A 17115-nucleotide genomic window follows, 5' to 3' on the forward strand; every position below is an offset into this window, starting at 1 on the left:
CAGGGAGAACGCCGGAGCGTAGTGGACGGGCCGTCAAGTACGCTTGGGCGTAACGGACTTCGGGCGGTCAGGTAACAGTTCTCCGGCGCCCCTCTTACCGTTCTCTCATCTATTGAGCGGCTGATCACCCCCCGGCATACTGCGTGTTCCCGGGGGGCGTACGCGCATCTGTACGAGACTGCCCCCGGCCGGGTGAACGGGGAATTCGCCCGGTACTCGAACTCCAGGGGGAGTTTTGCGCAGACAAGTGAAAAGAGCGTGCGCGGCCACGGTCGCCACAGCCGCGGCCGTCGCCCTCGCCGCGGGCATGACCAGCCCGGCGTCCGCGCGGCCCGGGCAGCGCTCGACCGGCGCTGCCCGGCTCGCGTCCCACCACAGCATCGCCCTCATCACCGGTGACCGGGTCACCGTGGACGCCAAGGGACGAGTGACCGGCCTGGAGCGGGCCGAGGGACGCCGGCACATACCCGTCCAGGTCCGCAGGGTGGACGGGCACACACTCGTCGTCCCGGCCGACGCGGCCCGCCTGGTCGCCTCCGGCAAGCTGGACCAGCGGCTGTTCGACATCACGGAACTGAACGAACCCGCCACCCGCAAGTTCCTCGAGAACGGCCTGAAGGTCATCGTCGGCTACCAGGGAGCCGCCACCGCCGCCAAGGCCGGCGTCCGCGACGCGGGCACACTGCACCGGACCCTGAAGACCCTGAACGCGGACGCGGTGCAGACCCCGGTCAAGGGCACCTCCGGGCTGTGGAGCGCCCTCACCAATGGCGACAAGGCCGCCGCGGGCATCGCGCACGTCTGGCTCGACGGCGTCCGCAAGGCCAGTCTCGACAAGTCCGTGCCGCAGATCGGCGCCCCGGCCGCGTGGAAGGCCGGCTACACCGGCAAGGGCGTGAAGATCGCCGTCCTGGACACCGGTGTCGACGCCACCCACCCGGACCTCAAGACCCAGGTCGTCGCGGCCAGGAACTTCTCCACCGCCGCCGACGCGACCGATCACTTCGGCCACGGCACCCACGTCGCCTCCATCGCGGCCGGCACCGGCGCCAAGTCGGGCGGCAAGTACAAGGGTGTGGCGCCCGGCGCCAGGATCCTCAACGGCAAGGTTTTGGACGACACCGGCTTCGGCGACGACTCCGGCATCCTGGCCGGCATGGAGTGGGCGGCCCAGCAGGGCGCCGACGTGGTCAACCTCAGCCTGGGCGGCCCGGACGCACCGGGCACCGACCCGCTCGAGGCGGAGGTGAACAAGCTCTCCGCCCAGAAGGGCATCCTCTTCGCGATCGCCGCGGGCAACGACGGCCCCGAGTCGATCGGTTCGCCCGGCAGCGCGGACGCCGCCATCACCGTCGGCGCCGTCGACAAGAAGGACGGGCTGGCCGACTTCTCCTCCACCGGCCCGCGCGTCGGCGACGGTGCCATCAAGCCCGACGTCACCGCGCCCGGCGTGGACATCACCGCCGCCGCGGCCAAGGGCAGCGTCATCGACCAGGAGGTCGGCGAGAAGCCGCCCGGCTACCTGACCATCTCCGGTACGTCGATGGCGACCCCGCACGTCGCCGGTGCCGCGGCCCTCCTCAAGCAGGAGCACCCCAAGTGGGGCTACGCGGAACTGAAGGGCGCCCTCACCGGCTCGGCCAAGGGCGGCAAGTACACCGCCTTCCAGCAGGGCGCGGGCCGTATCGCCGTCGACAGGGCCATCAAGCAGTCCGTGATCGCCGATCCGGTGTCGGTGAGCTTCGGCATCCAGGCCTGGCCGCACACCGACGACAAACCGGTCACCAAGCGGCTGACCTACCGCAACCTCGGCACCAAGGCCGTCACCCTCGCCCTGACCGCCACGGCCACCGACCCCAAGGGCAAGGCCGCCCCGGCCGGCTTCTTCAAGCTGGACGCGCCGAAGGTGACGGTCCCGGCCGGCGGCAGAGCCTCCGTGAACCTCACCGTCAACACCAGGCTGGGCGGCACACTGGACGGCGCCTACTCGGCGTACGTGACGGCGACCGGCGGCGGGCAGAGCGTCCGTACGGCGGCCGCGGTGGTGCGCGAGGTGGAGTCCTACGACGTCACGCTGAAGGTCATCGGCCGCGACGGCAAGCCGGCGAAGAACTACAACGCCAACCTGGCGGGCATCGCCGGGCTCGGCAGGGGCAAGTATTTCTCGCCCTACGACGCCTCCGGGACCGTCAGGACACGGGTCCCCAAGGGCACCTACGTCCTGGACACCACGCTCGTCGTCGATCCGGACGACTTCACCAAGGGCGCCGACTGGCTCGCCCAGCCGAAGCTGGACGTCACCGGGAACACCACGATCACCCTGGACGCGCGCAGGGCCAGGCCGGTGGACATCACCGTCCCGGACAAGGCCGCCAAGTCCGAGTTCGCCGCGGCCTCCTACTCCGTCGAGAGCGGTGACTACGGGGCGTCCTTCGGCTGGTGGCTGGACGGCTACACCAACTTCCACACCGCCCACATCGGCCCCCGGGTCACCGACGGCTCGCTGTCCCAGCAGTGGGACGGGCACTGGTCCAAGGGCACCGACGAGCAGTACGACACGACCCTGGTGGCCCGCGTCAAGCAACTCGCCACCGGCTACACCAGGCACTACGCAAGCGGCGACCTGGCCACGGTGAAGGTCGGCATGGGCGCCGCCGCGAGCGGCAAGAAGGGCTCGGTCAACGCGGTCGGCTGGCTGCCCGACAGCCTGGGCGCCTCCTCCATCGGCATCTCGCAGTCCCTGCCCGGCACCCGCACACTGCACCTGTCGGCGCAGGGCGGCGTGAAGTGGGGGCTCGACTTCGAGCAGGACGGAGGGGTCGACCAGGACGGCTTCCCGATCGCCGAGGCCTACTACTCGCTCGGCACGCCGCAGACCTTCGCGGCCGGCCGCAGCTACGAGAAGACCTTCAACACGGCCGTGTTCGGCCCCCACCTGAACGCCGACTACGGCCTGTTCCGCGACGGCAACGACCTCTACGGCCTCCTGCCGCTGTTCGCCGACGCCAACCAGCACGCCGGGTCCTCGACGTTCACCAAGGTCACCACGACGCTCTACCGCAACGGCGTCAAGCTCGGCTCGAACGGCGACCCGCTCTTCGGCGACAAGGTGTTCAAGGTCCCCTCCGGCGACGCCGAGTACAGGCTGACCACCTCGGTCGTCCGCAGCGTCAGGGTCGCCGCGGCCTCCACCCGGATCGACGCGAGCTGGACCTTCCGCTCCAAGAAGCCGTCCGGCTCGGACGTGGTTCGGTTGCCGGCCTCCACGGTCCGCTTCCAGGCGGCCACCGGTCTGGACAGCCGGGTCCCCGAGGGCAGGCAGGTCAGCATCCCGGTCACCGTCGAGGGCGCCGCCAGGGGCGGCAACCTCGGTTCGCTCGCCGTCTGGGTGTCCTACGACTACGGCCGGACCTGGCAGAAGGCCGAGGTCAGGAACGGCCGGATCACGGTGAAGAACCCGGCGAAGGGGCAGGCCATCTCCTTCCACGCCAAGATCGCCGACAAGAAGGGCAACAAGTCGACGATCTCGATCTACAACGCGTACTACGGCAAGTGAGCCACTGACGGACGGCCGTTCGGGAGCACCGCTCCCGGACGGCCGTCCCGTTCGTCGGCGCGTCCCTCAGCCGTCCCCCAGCAGTCCCCCAGCAGTCCCTCAGCCGGCCGTCCCCGCCCAGGTGGCGTCCGCGCCCCAGCTCGCCAGCAGGCGCAGCGCCTCCGCCGAGGGGGAGCCGGGCTCGGCGTGGTAGACGACCATGGACTGCTCGGCGTCGTCGGCGAGCTTGAAGGACTGGTACTGCAGGGCCAGTTCGCCGACCAGTGGATGGCGCAGGTGCTTGACGCCGTGGCTCTTCTCCTTGACGTCGTGCGTGGCCCACAGGCGGCGGAAGTCCTCGCTCTTCACCGACAGCTCCCCGACCAGCGCCGACAGCCTCGGATCGTCCGGGTAGCAGCCGGCCTCCATGCGCAGGGCGCAGACCACGTCGATCGCCTTCTGCTCCCAGTCGATGTAGAGGTCGCGGTAGTCCGGCTCGAGGAAGACCATGCGCGCCCAGTTCCGCTCCGGTGCCGGCAGCGCGGACCAGTCGCCGAAGACCGCGGCCGCCATCCGGTTCCACGCCAGCAGCTCCGCGCGCCGCCCCACCACGTAGGCCGGCACCCCGTCCATCGCGTCCAGCAGCTGCCGCAGCCCGGCACGCACCTGTTGGGTCCGCGCCGTCTGCTTCTTCTTGTGCTTGGGCTTCGCCAGATGCGTCAGATGCGCGTGCTCGGCGTCGGTCAGCCGGAGCGCCCGGGCGATGGAGTCCAGGACCTCCGCCGAGACATTGCGCCCGTTGCCCTGTTCCAGGCGGGTGTAGTACGCCACCGACACCCCGGCCAGCTGCGCCAGCTCCTCGCGGCGCAGCCCGGGGACCCTGCGCCGGTGTCCGTAGTGCGGCAGCCCGACGTCCTCCGGCCGCAGCCGGGCGCGACGGGTGCGCAGGAACTCGCTGAGCTCGGCACGGCGGTCCAGCCCAGCGCCGGCGTCCGTACCGGCGCCCTGGGGAAGACCGGGCTGTTCGTCCATATGTCCAGTATCCCCGGTCCTACGCACAGCAGCCTGACCGCGTCAGTGGTAGGAACCGCGAACGTAGGCAGGGGCGTGACCTGGGTGAATGCCAGGCGGTGGGGCACGCTGGAAGGGTGCCCGGACACAAGGCAGCCGGGCGCGGACAACCGCTGAAGAAACCCGGAGAACCCGGCATGACCACTGTTGCTGCATACGCCGCACCCGCCGCCAAGGCTCCGCTGGAGCGGACCACCATCGAGCGTCGTCAGGTCGGCGAGTTCGATGTGCTGATCGACATCAAGTTCGCCGGTATCTGCCACTCCGACATCCACCAGGCCCGGGAGGGCTGGGGCGAGGCGATCTTCCCGATGGTCCCCGGCCACGAGATCGCCGGCGTCGTCTCCGAGGTCGGCCCCGGCGTCACCAGGTACGCCGTGGGCGACCGCGTGGGCGTCGGCTGCATGGTCGACTCCTGCCGCGAGTGCGACAACTGCAAGGCGGGCCTGGAGCAGTACTGCGACCGCGGCCCGACCTGGACGTACAACGCCGTCGGCAGGGACGGCGAGCCGACCTACGGCGGCTACTCCCAGAAGATCGTGGTCGACGAGAACTTCGTCGTCCGCATCCCCGACGGCCTCTCCCTGGACGTGGCGGCCCCGCTGCTGTGCGCCGGTATCACCACGTACTCGCCGCTCAAGCACTGGAACGCCGGCCCCGGCAAGAAGGTCGCCGTCGTGGGCCTCGGTGGCCTCGGCCACATGGGCGTCAAGATCGCGCACGCCCTGGGCGCGGAGGTCACCGTCCTGTCGCAGTCCCTGCGCAAGAAGGACGACGGCCTGAAGCTGGGCGCAGACCACTACCACGCCACCAGCGACCCGGCGACCTTCGAGAACCTCAAGGGCACCTTCGACGTCATCCTCAACACCGTCTCGGCCCCGCTCGACTTCGGCGCCTACCTCTCCCTGCTGCGCACCGGCGGCGCGATGGTCAACGTCGGCCTGCCCGAGGAACCGGTCCACGTCGCCCTCACCTCGCTGTTCGGCAACCTCCGCAACCTGACCACCTCCAACATCGGCGGCATCCCCGAGACCCAGGAGATGCTCGACTTCTGCGCCGAGCACGGCCTCGGCGCCGAGATCGAACTGATCGGCGCCGCCGAGATCAACGACGCGTACGAGAGGGTGGTGGCGAGCGACGTCCGCTACCGCTTCGTGATCGACGCGGCGACGATCTGAACCACGCCAGCGCCCCGCGACGGGCCACCGGACCGTTCCGTGTCCGGTGGCCCGTCGCGGGGCGCCCACCCTCCGCACTGTTTTCAGGGACTCTTCGCCCCTGGCCCACTTCACCGCTGGATGGCCACCGTTCTGCGCACGGAAAGGGACCGTGAAGTCCCTGTGGGAGTGAGCAGGCAATCACCGTTCGCACTCCTGTGACAGTTCTGACGCTCCATCCGATGTGTGACTTGTGGGGAAGGTGAGAACAGTGAGGCTGCTGTTGCACGTGATGCGAAGCATCCGTGCGGGCCTGTGACGACCTTCACCACGATGTGTCAGAAAGCGGGAGTTCCTTGCGCAAGGGCGCGTGAGGACCGCAGGCAGGCCATGTGCCCTTGGAGGTTTCGAGTGCGACCGTTCACCCTCAACTACGCCCTCCCCAAAGCGTTTCCGGCCGCGGTGACGCCGTACCACTTCGACGAGTCGCGTCAGCTGAACGTGCTTGACGACGGCCGCCCGGCCGTCAGCGACCCCGACCTGCTGCTGGCGGTCGGCACCACCACCTCCACCGCCGGTTCCCAGACGCACTTCGACGACTGACGCCCCGTAACCGAATGACCGTGCTGATCCTCACGTCCGAGGAGGACGTGACCGCCGACCTGGTGGTGGCCAAGTTGCACGAGATGGGGACACCCGTCATGCGGCTGGACCCCGCCGACGTGCCGGACAAGGTCGTGTTGTCCGCCCACTACGCCCACGGCGACTTCGACGGACACCTCTGCCTGAACGGCCATGTGCTCGGCATGGGAGGTCTGCGCTCCGTCTGGGTGCGCAGGCCCGGCGAACCTGCGGCGCATGCGGCACACCCCTCGCCGTGGCTGACCGCCGAGACCCGTCAGGCGCTGTTCGGAATGCTGTTCTCCGCCTCCACACGATGGATGAACCACCCACGCAACGCCGACCGGGCCCGCCTGAAACCATGGCAGTTGAAGATCGCTCACCTCAGCGGCTTCGCCGTACCGCCGACCGTCTTCACCACGGCCCCACGCCTGGCACGGCAGTTCGCCGAGGAGCACCGGGCCGTGGTGGTGAAGTCCGCTTCGGGACCGCCGCCCGGTGACCCCGCGCTGACCCTGCCCACCACCCTGATCGGGCCCGGCACGGACTTCTCCGCCGTCGCGGCCGGCCCGGCGCTGCTGCAGCGCTGCATACCCAAGCGCGCCGACATCCGTCTGACCTGCGTCGGCACCCGGCTGTTCGCCGCGCGGAAGACGGCCGAGCCCGGCCAGATCGACGGGCGCTACGGCGACACCGGGCACACCTGGGAGGCGGTCCCCGTGCCCGAACGCGTCGGCAGGTCGGTGCATGAGTACGTCACCCTCGCCGGGCTGGCGTACGCCGCCTTCGACTTCGCCGAGGACGAGGAGGGCATCTGGTGGTTCCTGGAGTGCAATCAGGGCGGCCAGTTCGGCTTCGTCGAACTGGAGACCGGACAGCCGGTCTCGGAGACGGTCGCGCTGTGGCTGTCACATCGCGGGGCGGCGCGCCGTGCACCCGAGACCCGCGGTGCTGCCCGTGGTGCGGGCCCTGCCGCAGAGCAGGCATGACCGCGGCTTGACGACCCATGTCAAGCCGCGCTCATGGACCTTTCCGGCCCGTCTGCTCCGGCCCGGTGCGAGGCTGGTGCTGCGACCGGAAGGGTTCACCGGCTCGCGGCGTCCGGTACCTCGCCGCGTTGTCGCATCACCCGGGTACGTCCGGTACGCGGGCGATGCTCCGCCCTGCGATGCACCGCACCGGACGCCGCGGGCTTTCCGGCAAACCTCTCCGGCCACGGCACTAGGTGTACTCGGTCATGGGGTTGGTGACAGTCGGCTGATCGGTGGCTGGCCGCCGAGCGCGGTGTGTCGGCGGCCAGTGTTGTAGAAGTGGAGCCAGGGCGCGAGTGCTCGCGCGCGTTGGGCATTGCTGGTGGCCGGGCACATGACCGGCCCGCCTTCCGGGCCGGACCGGTGACGCGTCGCCTGCCGCGAGCGGAACCGGTCGTGGCCCCCTTACCCTTGACCTGGGGCCCAGGCCACGACCTCGCCGGGGTGATGGAGATGCTCGACCTTTCCTCCGCGCTGTCCGATGTCCCGCCCCTGAGGGGCAGCGCGTCATGGCCCCATCACGAATACGTCAAGGGCTGGGGCGTCTTCGGACTGCCCTTCGACTCCGGTCACGTCCTCGCCCTGCGCGTCTTCCCGGAGAACTGCTTCAGCCCCTACCGCACGCTGTGGCACCGCGACCCGGGCGGCAGCTGGTCGATTCACGTCGACGGGCCACGGCTGGACACCGCATGCCCCAGGTACTACGGCGCTGCCTGCGACCACACCGGGCATGCCCGGATCGGGCTCACCTGGACGGGCCCCGCCACCTTGCGGGTGACGATGGACTCCCCCTCCCTGGACTGGACCCTCACCGCCCACGCGACACGGCTCCTCGGTCTCCTCAACGGCATCAGTGCGGCGCTGCCGCTCGCCACCTGGCGCCCTCGGCTCCTGGTGCACGCTCGCGAGCGCCTGGCCCGTGCGCTGGGAATGGGGGACCTCCAGCTGTCCGGCACGATGCCGAGCGGTCACACCGGAACGCTCATGCCGCAGCGGATGTACTTCGTCGACGACTCACACGCCACACTCGACGGCGCCGACCTCGGGCGCCCGGTCCGGCTGACGGAGAACCCGCGCATCGGTGACGTGCCCCTGCCGGCCCGCGGTGTTCTGGCCATCGGCCAGGCGGCATGGGAGATCCTCGACCCGGCGGAATACCGACGCACCCGTGCCGAGACCGCGCGCGATCTCGCCGTACCGGGAGAAGGCGGTCCGTGACCACCGCCAGGACCGCTCCGGCCGGCCCCGGATTCCCTCACCAGGTCGTTGCCGTTGCCGGGCTGCGACACGAAGCCGATCCCGACAAGTCCGCCGGGCCGCACGACCGCCCGGCAGCGACAGGTCACTGGTGTGGCCGCGCCAGTTCGGACAGGCTGCGGTGCATGGACTGGATGCCCCTGCTTTCCACACTGGCCGGTGCCGTCATCGGCATCGCCGCCACCTTGATCGCCGATCGCAACCGGTGGCGCCGCGAGGAGACCCGGCACGCGCTGGAAGTGCGACGCGAGGTGTACACGGAGTTCGTCTCCGCGCTCAAAGCGGCGGGTGAGGAGATACGGGCCGTCGCACTGGGGGATCACCTGTCCGACTCGGCGCGGGACGCGGCCGTGCGGGAAGCCTTCCGCAGCACCGGCCTGTACACGGCGAGCGAACGCCTCTGGCTCATGGGCCCGCAGCAGGTCGTGACCGCCGGGAATGAGGCGTTTCACAGCCTGCGCCGGCTGCGTGATGCCTACGCCCGGGGGGTGGCCGTCGGCTCCGCCGAGGACGCGCCCCTGATCGCGCAGCGCCGCACGGCCATGGCCCGGATGCGCGGCCTCATGCGTGAGGACCTGGGCATGGAGCCCCTCGGGATCGAATGACCGCCGAATGACGGTCCGGCCCGGCGGCGCGCATCCCCGGTCGCGCCTCAGCTCCCCGGCTGCCGGCCCCTCACCGCAGCTTCCTGATCACGGTAGTACGAGCGCCAGATCAACCGGTGCACCCGCGTCCAGCGCGGGATGGACCGTACGCCGGGGATGAAGGGGACCAGCACCAGACCCAGGCTGAGCAGAGCCATCAGGCCCCAGATCAGGGCGTCAGCGTTGCCGGACGACTTGAAGGGTTCGATCTGGTACCAGAACGTGTAGAGCCACAGCCACGCCTGGCCCGGGTAGTTCCCGGTCTCGTTCATCATTCCCCACTGGTCGCCGCCCAGGTGTTCGGCGCGGGCCATGGACTCCAGATGGGACCCGTCGGAGAGGAAGAGCAGAGGGCGGGTGTAGTCGGTCTGGTAGAACTTGCCGCCCGCCTGCAACTCCCCGTCCAGAGCACCCGATCTGGCCAGGTCGAGAAGGCGCGCAGTGAGGACCGGCACCGGGCCGTAATCGCCCTTGGCGACCTTGGCGGGGTCGCCGCCGGGGGACTTGGCCAGCGCGTCGGAGTAGGCCTTGGTCCACGCCTGCTGCCGGGAGACCGGAGCAGCGGCCCAGGTGGTGAGGGCCGCCCTGACGTCAGGCGGTTCCGGTGCATCGGCCAGAGGGCGGAGTACGAAGTCGTTGGCGGTGTCCACCGGGATGCGGACCCCGGCGGCGCTCTGCAGTCCCACCGGGCCGAGCTTCTGCGCCGCGTCGGGCGTGTGGTTGTACGGGGGTCCGTACCCGGCCGTTCCACTGGTGCCGCCCAGCTCGGCCACGGCTGTCGCGGTGAAATCCGCGCCGGCCGCCCGGGACCAGGAGGCCAAGGTCACCGGCTTGACGTCGGGCGAGGAGAAGACGGCGGCCAGAGCGGCGGTGAGAAGCGCGACCGCCACCAGGGCGATCGTGAACTCCTTGACCAGGTCGTACGGCCGGGTGGGGAAGGCGGCCGGGTCCGGTACCGAGGACCTGCGGGATCGCCGGCCCGTCACGGCGCGTCCCCCGGCACGTCCCCCGGCGCGGGCGACGCCGTGCCGCTGCCCGTGGGATCGGTCGCCCCGATGGGCGGCACGATTCCGCGACACCGGACCAGCAGGATGTGCCAGGCGGTCAGCAGCCCGAGGACGAACGGAAGCAGCACGATGTGCCACATCAGCATCTGCCCGAAGTCCAGCACGTTGAAGAACGCGCCGATACCGACCGAGTTGAGCCCGTCCTTGGCCTGGCCCGCGATCCACTGCGAGTCGAAGTTCTGCTGGACCAGGTAGCCGGTGAAGGCGGTGCCGATCGCGGTGAGGAAACAGACCGCGCCGGTGGCCCAGGTCAGTGCCCGCCGGCCGCGCCAGGCGGCCATGAAGAACTTGCCCCACAGGTGGATGACCATGAAGAACATGAGCAGCTCGACGCTCCACAGGTGCAGGCCGTTCACATACTTCCCCGTGGCCGAGACGTGCCACCAGGCGGGGCCCTTCAGCGCGAGCAGCCCACCGGTGACGAGCACCACGATCAGCGAGGCCACGGTGAGTACGCCGAAGACATAGATCCATGAGGCCATGTACGCCGGCTGGGTGTCCGGCAGCAGTTTGTCCGGGGGCAGGGACGCGACCGCCCGCCGACGCACCGCTCCGGTCCAGCCGCCCGCGGCGGACACGTCCGTGTACGGCCCTACGGCCGCGCCGCCCGCACCCGGATCACTCATCTGCGGCCTCCGGGGAACGGCAGCAGCAGGGCGGCGACGAAGACGATCACCATCAGGCCGATGACCACGAGGTTCGCGACGGACAACTGGATGACGCCCCAGTGCACATAGCGCCCGGTCCCGTTCAGATCGACGGGCGCGGCAAGCGCAGCCCCGCGCGGCAGCTGGAGTCCCGTGATTGTCATGATCTGTCTGCCCATCCCTCGCCGTACCGCTGATGACAAGCGAAGCGCCTTGCCGGGCTCTGGGCATCCGGGCTCGCCCGGACCATGGGCCGAAAGGCCTAACAGGAACATGCTTCAGTGCGGGACCCGGGGACTTCGGCCGCACTCCGGGCGGCTGAGGACCTCGCTGTCGTGCGACCCACGGGTGACGCCGGACGTTCCGTCCGGCCCGCTGGTCACGGACGGAGGCGGCCCAGCAGTTCGTCACCGGCTGGGTACTGCTGCTCCTGGGGGAAGCGCGCGGGCTGCGGCGTCAAGATCGCCGCGTTTGACGAGCCTGTGAATCTCGTGGGCGAGCGGAGTCACGTCACCGATGGACACGGTCCACTCGTCCGCATAACGCGATGCGGCCTCGTCGCAGAGCCCGAGTTGCAGGGAGCGGTACGGCAGGGGCTGCAGGTTCAGGTCGCGTTCCGGATCCCACTGGACACGGGCCGGCGCGCGCCTCGGTCCACGCTGCCAGGTGCTTCGATCGGGGCGCAGCCCACGTACGTGGCTCGACTGGCAGGCGTGGCGCAGCGCCCATTCGATCATTCCCGTGCAAGCCCTTGGCGATCGGCAAACCTGTTCGGTCGACTATTCGGTCGGCCGACGCACACCGGTGGGAACGGGATCGCTTCTGACTTCGGCTTCGGCGGGCCGGTCGGCCACCCGCAGTGGACATACAGTGCCGACGCGCGCGGCCAGGTCGGCCCGCAACGTGGTCAGTTCGGCGATACGGGTGTCGATGACCTGAATCTTCTCCTCGAAGAGCGTGGACAGCGCTTCCGCGGTGTCCGGCGCTTCGCGCAGTTTCTCGCCGGTCCGTGCGATCTCCGCCAGGGAGAATCCGAGTGCCTGCGCAGTGCGGATGTATTGCAGCCAGGCCACCGTCTCGGGCGGGAAGTCGCGATACCCGTTGTGCAGACGCCGACCTGCGACAAGCCCGACCTTCTCGTAGAAGCGGATCGTGTCTCTGGTCATGCCTGCCTGCGCGGCAAGCTCACCGATGCGCATGCCCCTCCGTCGGATGCCGGGCTTGACCTTGGAGCGTACTCCACTGTTTAGCGTGAGGCGTCGCTGCCACGAGACCAGCAGGAGCCTCACCGTGAGACGTCTTCGCACTCCCGCGCATCCCGCCTACCTTCGGGTCGTACGCGCGAGCGCTTGGTACGACCTGGCCGTCACAGCCGGATTCGCAACTCCATGGACCTACGCCCTGATACACGACGCGCTGTCGTCGTGCGGCAACGCACTCGGGCTCGGCGATCTGCCCGAACTCGACCCGTGGCAGATCCTGTTCGCCAATCTGATGGGCTCGGTGGTAGTCGTCTGGGCCGTTCTGCGCATCGTCAGGCCGCTGCCGGAGCACGGGCTGTTCGACGGCATCGCGCGTGCCCTGTTCGCGACGTGGCAGGCGTACGCACTGGTACACGGTGTGTCGCGGCTCCTGTGGGTGTTCCTTGGCGTCGAGGTGGCGTTCGGCGTCCTCCAGCTTGTGCCGTGGAGATGGGGCCGAAACGCAGACCCCGTAGGCAACGACGCAGGCCCGACCGATGGACGCCTGCTCGGCACAGCAAGCCGGTGACGTGCGAGCACGCCCACCCGTGCCGCTCACCGGTGGGCGTGTCCGCCTTCCCGTTCCCGCCGGCGTGCAGCCGCGGAAAGAGGGTGCCGACGCGGCTTGATGGCCCAGGTCGTCCGGTCTCGTTTCCTCGCAGCGGGAAAGCGACCCTGGTGAACCGCGGGCATGCCGATCTCGGGGGACTACGCCTGGTAGACGGTGATCGTGGGTGCCGTGTGGAGTGCGCGGACAGCGCGCTGTGGTTCTTCCATGGTGTAGAGGGTGGGGTCGAGTGGGTTCCTCGCCCGGAGGCGGGACCAGCCGCTCTGTGATCAGCCCCCGGCGGGAGCCACCCCGATCGGGCAGGACACACCGGTCGCGGCGCGAGAAACCGGGGGGCGACACCGTGTCACGTCGGCTCGTCGGTTCCTGCCGCGTCGGTTTCTGCTCAGGGCCCGTACTGGGCCTGGGGGCCGGTGAGCCGGTCGGCGACGAGTGCGAGCCAGGCGCTGGGTGAGTACGGTGCCGGTGGGTCGACCTCCATGCCCAGTTCGGCGACCGCGAGGGCGTAGTCGGGCTCGTCGAGGTCGAGGGCGAGGAGTTCGTGCAGTTCGCCGGCGAGGCGGGCGACGAGGTGGGGGTCGGTGGAGGTTCGGTAGTCCTCGACGGCCGTGTGGTGGTCGTTGAACTCGTCCGGCATGTCCTGGGAGAACCAGCCGCCGAGGAACTGGCCCAGCTCGGGGAAGCGGGCGTGCCACTCCCAGTGGGTGGCGGGGGTGCCCGGGGGTGGGACCTCGCCCTTCTCGATGCTGTGCTTGATGTGGTCGGCGAGGCAGTGCAGCCACTGCTGGATGTCGTTCTCGGGCAGGCCGACGTCGGGGATCGTGTAGAACTCGCCGAGGCGCAGGCGGAGCCTTCCCGGTGGGTGGTCGGCGTAGTCGCGGAGCTGTCGTTCGGCGATGGCGAGTGCCCAGGGGCGGCTGTGCCAGGTCTGTCGCAGGTAGGCGGCCAGGGCCTGGCTGGGCTTGTCGGGGGTGTCGTCGGCGGGCTGCCCGGTGTAGGCGCGGATCACCTGGTCGAGTTCGCCGTAGTGGCGGTCGTGTTCGAGGGGGCTCAGGGGCACGGTGGTCAGCCTCTACGGGTCGTCTCTACAGGTGGATCGGGAAGGTGGCGTGGACGGTGAAGCCGTGGGAGCGGGAGGCGTCCCGCTTGAGGATCACGCGGGCCGCCCGGACGTCGACGGGTTCCCGTCCGGCCAGCATCATCGCCTGCAGAAGGACGCGTCCGGCCGGCTCGGGCCGGGACGGCCAGGATGCCTCGATGGTCAGGCGGGGGCGCGTGGACCGGGCCAGCCAGCGGTGGATGGCCTGCTCGTTGGCGGTGACGACCTGCTGGGTGGCCCACTGGGCCGTCTCGCGGTCGGGATAGGTGGCGCTCCGGGTGAGTGTCAGGGCCGGGGGTTCGGGCCCGAAGGCGGTGCCCTCGTCGGTGTTACCGGTGGTGTTCATGGAATCCGTTCGGATCGCATCGAAGGGAAGGCGTCGAATGGAGGGACCGTGCCCTCACGTGGCGTCGAAGGACCAGAAGATGCCGAGCTCCGTGTCGGACACGGCGATCAGGCCCATGTCCCAATCGTGCTCGCTGAAGGGGGTGCAACCGGTGAGGGGCAGGTAGAAGTCGGGGTCGTCGCCCGCCTCGTACCCGGTGTTGGCGAAGAACTCGGTGGTCGGCTCGGGGAAGCGGGACAGGAGCACACCTGCCTTCGCCTCTAGTTCGGGGCGCCTGGACTCGAAGTCGGGCTCAGAGGTGACGTCCAGCCAGTTCGTCGACAGTGCGACGAGCAGGCGGCCTGCCGAGGCGCGCGGAATGCGTCGCAACCGGGACGGCCAGTCGGGTCCCTGAGGCGCGAAGGGGGCCAGCCAGTCCGCCCGCCACTCCTCGTCGCCTTCCTCGTAGAACTCCAGGGACCGCCAGGAGCGCGGATCCGAGACCTCCTTGCGCAGCAGCGCGAGCGCGTCCAGGGACCAGTCCTCGTGCCTGCGCGGCCCCACGACGACGATCGTGTACCGCCGCTCGTACATGGTCAGGGCGTCCGCCCAGGCTGTGGCGTCTGGCGCTGTCATCGGCTCTTCCGGGGAGGGCGGATCGGTCGGCGTCGGGGGTGTCACGGGTGTCACGGGGACTCCAGCCTATTTCTGCGTCGGCTACTTCGGCATCGAGGTGACCACCACGAAGGGCGGGTTCAGGCTGCCGTCGTACTTGAGGCGGGTCTGCACGCCGTACGCGTCGGTCACCGGGGTCGGGTGCCCGCCGACCACGACTGAGGTACGCCCGGTCACCGGCCTGGTGGCCACGCCCGGTGCCACGTTCGCGGCCGGGTTCACCGTACTGACCTCGAAGAGCTTGCTGGGTGGCTGCGGTGGCGGACCGGTCGCCAGCCACGCGTCGATGCCGCCGCTGTTCTGACGGATGCAGTACTGGGTGTACTTCTGGGCGGAGTCCAGGTCCGTGAAGCTGGAGGCCGCCGGGATCGTGGGCACGCCGGAGCCGTTGGCCTGATCGCGCAGGCGCTGGAGCAACTGGGCGTCGGTCTTTCCGACGTGCTTGTCGATGGTGTGGCCGCCGCCGAGGTCCTCGGCCATCACCAGGTCGATCGTGTATTTGTAGGGGAACGGGTTCTCCCCGTTCAGCAGCTTGTGCTCCTTCTTGAACTCGTTCAGCGAGCGGCCGCCGAAGGCCTCGGCCCTGGCCTCCTCCGCGATGAACGTGGGCGCGCTTCTGAGCGCCTCGTCCAGCTCCCATTCCAGCGCGAGAAGCGTGGTGGCGGCCTCGCTGAACTTCTGCTGGTAGATCTCGACGGCCCTGTCCGCGGCCGCCCGGTCCATGTGCTTGCGGAAGGTCATCACCAGCTTGCCGAACATGGCGCTGCCTGCGAGCTCGAGTATTTCCAGTGGGTCGAGCCCGGTCGTCAGGTCCTCCACCATCCCCTGGGCCGCCTGCTTGGCGAGGTTGGTGGTCGTCTCCCGGCAGGTGTGCGCGACCTGAGCCAGGTCGTCGCAGGTCCTCTGGAGGGTGTCGGCCGCATGGTGCAACACCTCCAGGATGGGCCGGCGTTGTGCGGGCGGCACGTTCCCCGAGGTCTTCCAGCTACGGGCGCCCTGCTGCGCGACCTGCCCCTGCGCGTTCCGGCTGCGGCCCCAGGCGGTGGTGCCCCAGATCGACTGGCAGAACGACTTCATCGCGCTCTGCCACTCGTTGTTGCCGTGCGGATCGGTGATGTAGCCGATGGCGGAGGTGAAACCGTCCCCTGCCTTCAGAGCGGTGCTCCCGGCCTCCCGCCATGCGGTGGCCATTCCCTTGAGGTCGTCCTCGTTGGCGCCCGGGGTGATCTCATGGGTCTTGCCGAGGTTCAGCCCGTACTCGATGGCCGGCCGGATGACGTCGGCCAGGAAGTCCGGGATCTCGCCGAGCGCCCCGGAGATCGCCCACGAGTCGGCGTCCTGGCCGGTCCCGGACCACTTGATGTCGTTGATCTTCCCGTAGTCGGGCTCTTTGTCGATGACGACGGGAGGAGTGCGGCGGGGCGGCGGTCCGTACATGCCGCGCGAGGACCAGTCCGCCGCCTGGTAGTTGTTGGCGGTCATGGTCAAGCCGACCGCGACGCCGCCGGCGCTCACCACGCTGGCCGCCCAGACCTTGAGAAACTTCTCGGCGATCTGCATGTAGGCCTTGGCGAAGGCGTCCGGGCCGTGCCCGGTACCCGCCGACTGGCTGTACTCGTTCAGCGCGCCGACCAGTTTGGTCGCGCCCTTGTCGTAGTCGAACTGTCCGTCGCGCACCACCGCCGACGAGTAGTACAGGTGTGGCGGCCGTACGTCGAACCCGCCACCGGCGTCGGGTGCCGCCGTCTTCAGCTGGTCCCGTTCCTTCTGGCGTTCGGCATCGCTGGGACGGTCTGTCATCAGGCGGCTCCCCAACCACGGAGGACCGCTTTGTGTGCTGCCGCGTAGTTGGCGTGGCCGGTGGTGACGTAGGCGTGGAGCCACTTCTGGGCTGTCTGCAGGTCCTGTGCGGAGCGGTCCCAGTCGTCGAGTTTCTGGACGAAGACCTCGCGGGCCTCGCCCTTCCAGGTCAGGACGACGGGCTGGACACGCTCGTAGAGGTGCTCCAGCCTGTCGTTGAGCTGCTTGAGGATGTCCTCCAGTTCGGTGGCGAGTTCGTGGAGGGTGGAGAAGGAGACGGTTATGTGACCGTCGTCGGCGGCGGGCCCGGTCGACATGATCCCCCTTGGTGTCGGCAACTGGGCGTGCAGAGCGAGTACTTGGTGTGGGGCTGCTCA

At 69.6% G+C, this 17115-nt stretch carries 17 protein-coding genes and 3 pseudogenes; 7 read left to right on the forward strand and 13 right to left on the reverse strand.

Annotated features, from left to right (window positions below; translation table 11 throughout):
• The first annotated feature begins 247 nt into the window (after nt 1-247).
• A complete protein-coding gene (locus ACH4UM_RS02235; RefSeq protein WP_398172589.1) occupies nt 248-3556 on the forward strand; it encodes a S8 family peptidase in 3309 nt (1102 codons plus the stop codon).
• A gap of 99 nt (nt 3557-3655) precedes the next feature.
• On the opposite strand, the gene ACH4UM_RS02240 is transcribed toward ACH4UM_RS02235, so the two are convergent.
• Complete coding sequence (locus tag ACH4UM_RS02240; protein ID WP_398172591.1) at nt 3656-4567, reverse strand: helix-turn-helix domain-containing protein; 912 nt, start codon at nt 4565-4567, stop codon at nt 3656-3658.
• A 176-nt stretch (nt 4568-4743) separates the two neighbouring features.
• Here ACH4UM_RS02240 and ACH4UM_RS02245 point away from each other — a divergent pair, with 176 nt between their 5' ends.
• The 3 genes from ACH4UM_RS02245 to ACH4UM_RS02255 all read left to right on the forward strand — a co-directional run bounded on the left by ACH4UM_RS02245 (nt 4744) and on the right by ACH4UM_RS02255 (nt 7373).
• The gene (locus ACH4UM_RS02245) at nt 4744-5784 is read left to right on the forward strand and encodes an NAD(P)-dependent alcohol dehydrogenase (protein WP_398172593.1); all 1041 of its coding nucleotides are present in this window, start codon (nt 4744-4746) and stop codon (nt 5782-5784) included.
• A 390-nt stretch (nt 5785-6174) separates the two neighbouring features.
• Complete coding sequence (gene tgmA / locus ACH4UM_RS02250) at nt 6175-6366, forward strand: putative ATP-grasp-modified RiPP (protein ID WP_398172595.1); 192 nt, start codon at nt 6175-6177, stop codon at nt 6364-6366.
• Between the two features lie 14 nt (nt 6367-6380).
• Entirely contained in the window at nt 6381-7373 is a 993-nt protein-coding gene (locus tag ACH4UM_RS02255; RefSeq protein WP_398172597.1) for an MvdC/MvdD family ATP grasp protein, read from the forward strand.
• A 246-nt stretch (nt 7374-7619) separates the two neighbouring features.
• Here ACH4UM_RS02255 and ACH4UM_RS02260 read toward each other — a convergent pair.
• Nucleotides 7620-7739: pseudogene (locus ACH4UM_RS02260) on the reverse strand (integrase core domain-containing protein); the annotation flags it as partial.
• Between the two features lie 72 nt (nt 7740-7811).
• Between ACH4UM_RS02260 and ACH4UM_RS02265 the strand changes: the two are divergent.
• Nucleotides 7812-8633 carry a hypothetical protein gene (locus tag ACH4UM_RS02265; protein ID WP_398172599.1) on the forward strand — a complete coding sequence of 274 codons (822 nt, stop codon included), beginning with the start codon at nt 7812-7814 and terminating at the stop codon, nt 8631-8633.
• Nucleotides 8634-8797: 164 nt separating this feature from the next.
• On the forward strand, nt 8798-9277 hold the full coding sequence (locus ACH4UM_RS02270) for a hypothetical protein (RefSeq protein WP_398172601.1): 480 nt from the start codon (nt 8798-8800) through the stop codon (nt 9275-9277).
• A 47-nt stretch (nt 9278-9324) separates the two neighbouring features.
• Here ACH4UM_RS02270 and ACH4UM_RS02275 read toward each other — a convergent pair whose 3' ends face one another.
• The 5 genes and pseudogenes from ACH4UM_RS02275 to ACH4UM_RS02295 all read right to left on the reverse strand — a co-directional run bounded on the left by ACH4UM_RS02275 (nt 9325) and on the right by ACH4UM_RS02295 (nt 12229).
• Nucleotides 9325-10302: a hypothetical protein gene (locus ACH4UM_RS02275; protein WP_398172603.1), complete on the reverse strand. Its 978-nt coding sequence runs from the start codon at nt 10300-10302 to the stop codon at nt 9325-9327.
• The gene (locus tag ACH4UM_RS02280; protein WP_398172605.1) at nt 10299-11009 is read right to left on the reverse strand and encodes a cytochrome b N-terminal domain-containing protein; all 711 of its coding nucleotides are present in this window, start codon (nt 11007-11009) and stop codon (nt 10299-10301) included. The genes ACH4UM_RS02275 and ACH4UM_RS02280 overlap by 4 nt, the downstream gene beginning before the upstream one ends.
• Nucleotides 11006-11194 carry a hypothetical protein gene (locus ACH4UM_RS02285; protein ID WP_398172607.1) on the reverse strand — a complete coding sequence of 63 codons (189 nt, stop codon included), beginning with the start codon at nt 11192-11194 and terminating at the stop codon, nt 11006-11008. Before ACH4UM_RS02285 ends, ACH4UM_RS02280 begins: the two co-directional genes overlap by 4 nt.
• A 215-nt stretch (nt 11195-11409) precedes the next feature.
• Nucleotides 11410-11761, reverse strand: a pseudogene (locus ACH4UM_RS02290) (DUF4291 family protein); the annotation flags it as partial.
• Nucleotides 11762-11809: 48 nt separating this feature from the next.
• Complete coding sequence (locus tag ACH4UM_RS02295) at nt 11810-12229, reverse strand: MerR family transcriptional regulator (RefSeq protein WP_398172609.1); 420 nt, start codon at nt 12227-12229, stop codon at nt 11810-11812.
• A gap of 91 nt (nt 12230-12320) precedes the next feature.
• Here ACH4UM_RS02295 and ACH4UM_RS02300 point away from each other — a divergent pair, with 91 nt between their 5' ends.
• Nucleotides 12321-12800: a hypothetical protein gene (locus ACH4UM_RS02300; RefSeq protein WP_398172611.1), complete on the forward strand. Its 480-nt coding sequence runs from the start codon at nt 12321-12323 to the stop codon at nt 12798-12800.
• A gap of 92 nt (nt 12801-12892) precedes the next feature.
• Here ACH4UM_RS02300 and ACH4UM_RS02305 read toward each other — a convergent pair.
• The 6 genes and pseudogenes from ACH4UM_RS02305 to ACH4UM_RS02330 all read right to left on the reverse strand — a co-directional run.
• Nucleotides 12893-13048 (reverse strand): annotated as a pseudogene (locus ACH4UM_RS02305) (DUF4291 family protein); the annotation flags it as partial.
• A 176-nt stretch (nt 13049-13224) separates the two neighbouring features.
• A complete protein-coding gene (locus tag ACH4UM_RS02310) occupies nt 13225-13899 on the reverse strand; it encodes a contact-dependent growth inhibition system immunity protein (RefSeq protein ID WP_398172613.1) in 675 nt (224 codons plus the stop codon).
• A gap of 25 nt (nt 13900-13924) precedes the next feature.
• Nucleotides 13925-14284, reverse strand: coding sequence for an RNase A-like domain-containing protein (locus tag ACH4UM_RS02315; RefSeq protein ID WP_398172615.1), 360 nt, complete (start codon nt 14282-14284; stop codon nt 13925-13927).
• Between the two features lie 54 nt (nt 14285-14338).
• On the reverse strand, nt 14339-14899 hold the full coding sequence (locus ACH4UM_RS02320; protein ID WP_398172617.1) for a hypothetical protein: 561 nt from the start codon (nt 14897-14899) through the stop codon (nt 14339-14341).
• 81 nt (nt 14900-14980) lie between these two features.
• Nucleotides 14981-16738 (reverse strand): RNase A-like domain-containing protein, encoded by a 1758-nt coding sequence (locus ACH4UM_RS02325; RefSeq protein ID WP_398172619.1) that lies wholly within the window; start codon nt 16736-16738, stop codon nt 14981-14983.
• Complete coding sequence (locus tag ACH4UM_RS02330) at nt 16738-17055, reverse strand: WXG100 family type VII secretion target (RefSeq protein WP_398172621.1); 318 nt, start codon at nt 17053-17055, stop codon at nt 16738-16740. The genes ACH4UM_RS02325 and ACH4UM_RS02330 overlap by 1 nt, the downstream gene beginning before the upstream one ends.
• Nucleotides 17056-17115: the final 60 nt, after the last annotated feature.

This window comes from Streptomyces sp. NPDC020801 (assembly GCF_044334385.1).
Classification (GTDB): Bacteria; Actinomycetota; Actinomycetes; order Streptomycetales; family Streptomycetaceae; genus Streptomyces.

What these genes read in the sequence shown, in the direction of transcription:
- ACH4UM_RS02240 (WP_398172591.1), bottom strand. Translation starts at nt 4,567, where the DNA reads ATGGACGAACAGCCCGGTCTTCCCCAGGGCGCCGGTACGGACGCCGGC.
- ACH4UM_RS02245 (WP_398172593.1), top strand. Translation starts at nt 4,744, where the DNA reads ATGACCACTGTTGCTGCATACGCCGCACCCGCCGCCAAGGCTCCGCTG.
- ACH4UM_RS02255 (WP_398172597.1), top strand. Translation starts at nt 6,381, where the DNA reads ATGACCGTGCTGATCCTCACGTCCGAGGAGGACGTGACCGCCGACCTG.
- ACH4UM_RS02270 (WP_398172601.1), top strand. Translation starts at nt 8,798, where the DNA reads ATGGACTGGATGCCCCTGCTTTCCACACTGGCCGGTGCCGTCATCGGC.
- ACH4UM_RS02280 (WP_398172605.1), bottom strand. Translation starts at nt 11,009, where the DNA reads ATGAGTGATCCGGGTGCGGGCGGCGCGGCCGTAGGGCCGTACACGGAC.
- ACH4UM_RS02285 (WP_398172607.1), bottom strand. Translation starts at nt 11,194, where the DNA reads ATGACAATCACGGGACTCCAGCTGCCGCGCGGGGCTGCGCTTGCCGCG.
- ACH4UM_RS02295 (WP_398172609.1), bottom strand. Translation starts at nt 12,229, where the DNA reads ATGCGCATCGGTGAGCTTGCCGCGCAGGCAGGCATGACCAGAGACACG.
- ACH4UM_RS02315 (WP_398172615.1), bottom strand. Translation starts at nt 14,284, where the DNA reads ATGAACACCACCGGTAACACCGACGAGGGCACCGCCTTCGGGCCCGAA.
- ACH4UM_RS02320 (WP_398172617.1), bottom strand. Translation starts at nt 14,899, where the DNA reads ATGACAGCGCCAGACGCCACAGCCTGGGCGGACGCCCTGACCATGTAC.
- ACH4UM_RS02325 (WP_398172619.1), bottom strand. Translation starts at nt 16,738, where the DNA reads ATGACAGACCGTCCCAGCGATGCCGAACGCCAGAAGGAACGGGACCAG.
- ACH4UM_RS02330 (WP_398172621.1), bottom strand. Translation starts at nt 17,055, where the DNA reads ATGTCGACCGGGCCCGCCGCCGACGACGGTCACATAACCGTCTCCTTC.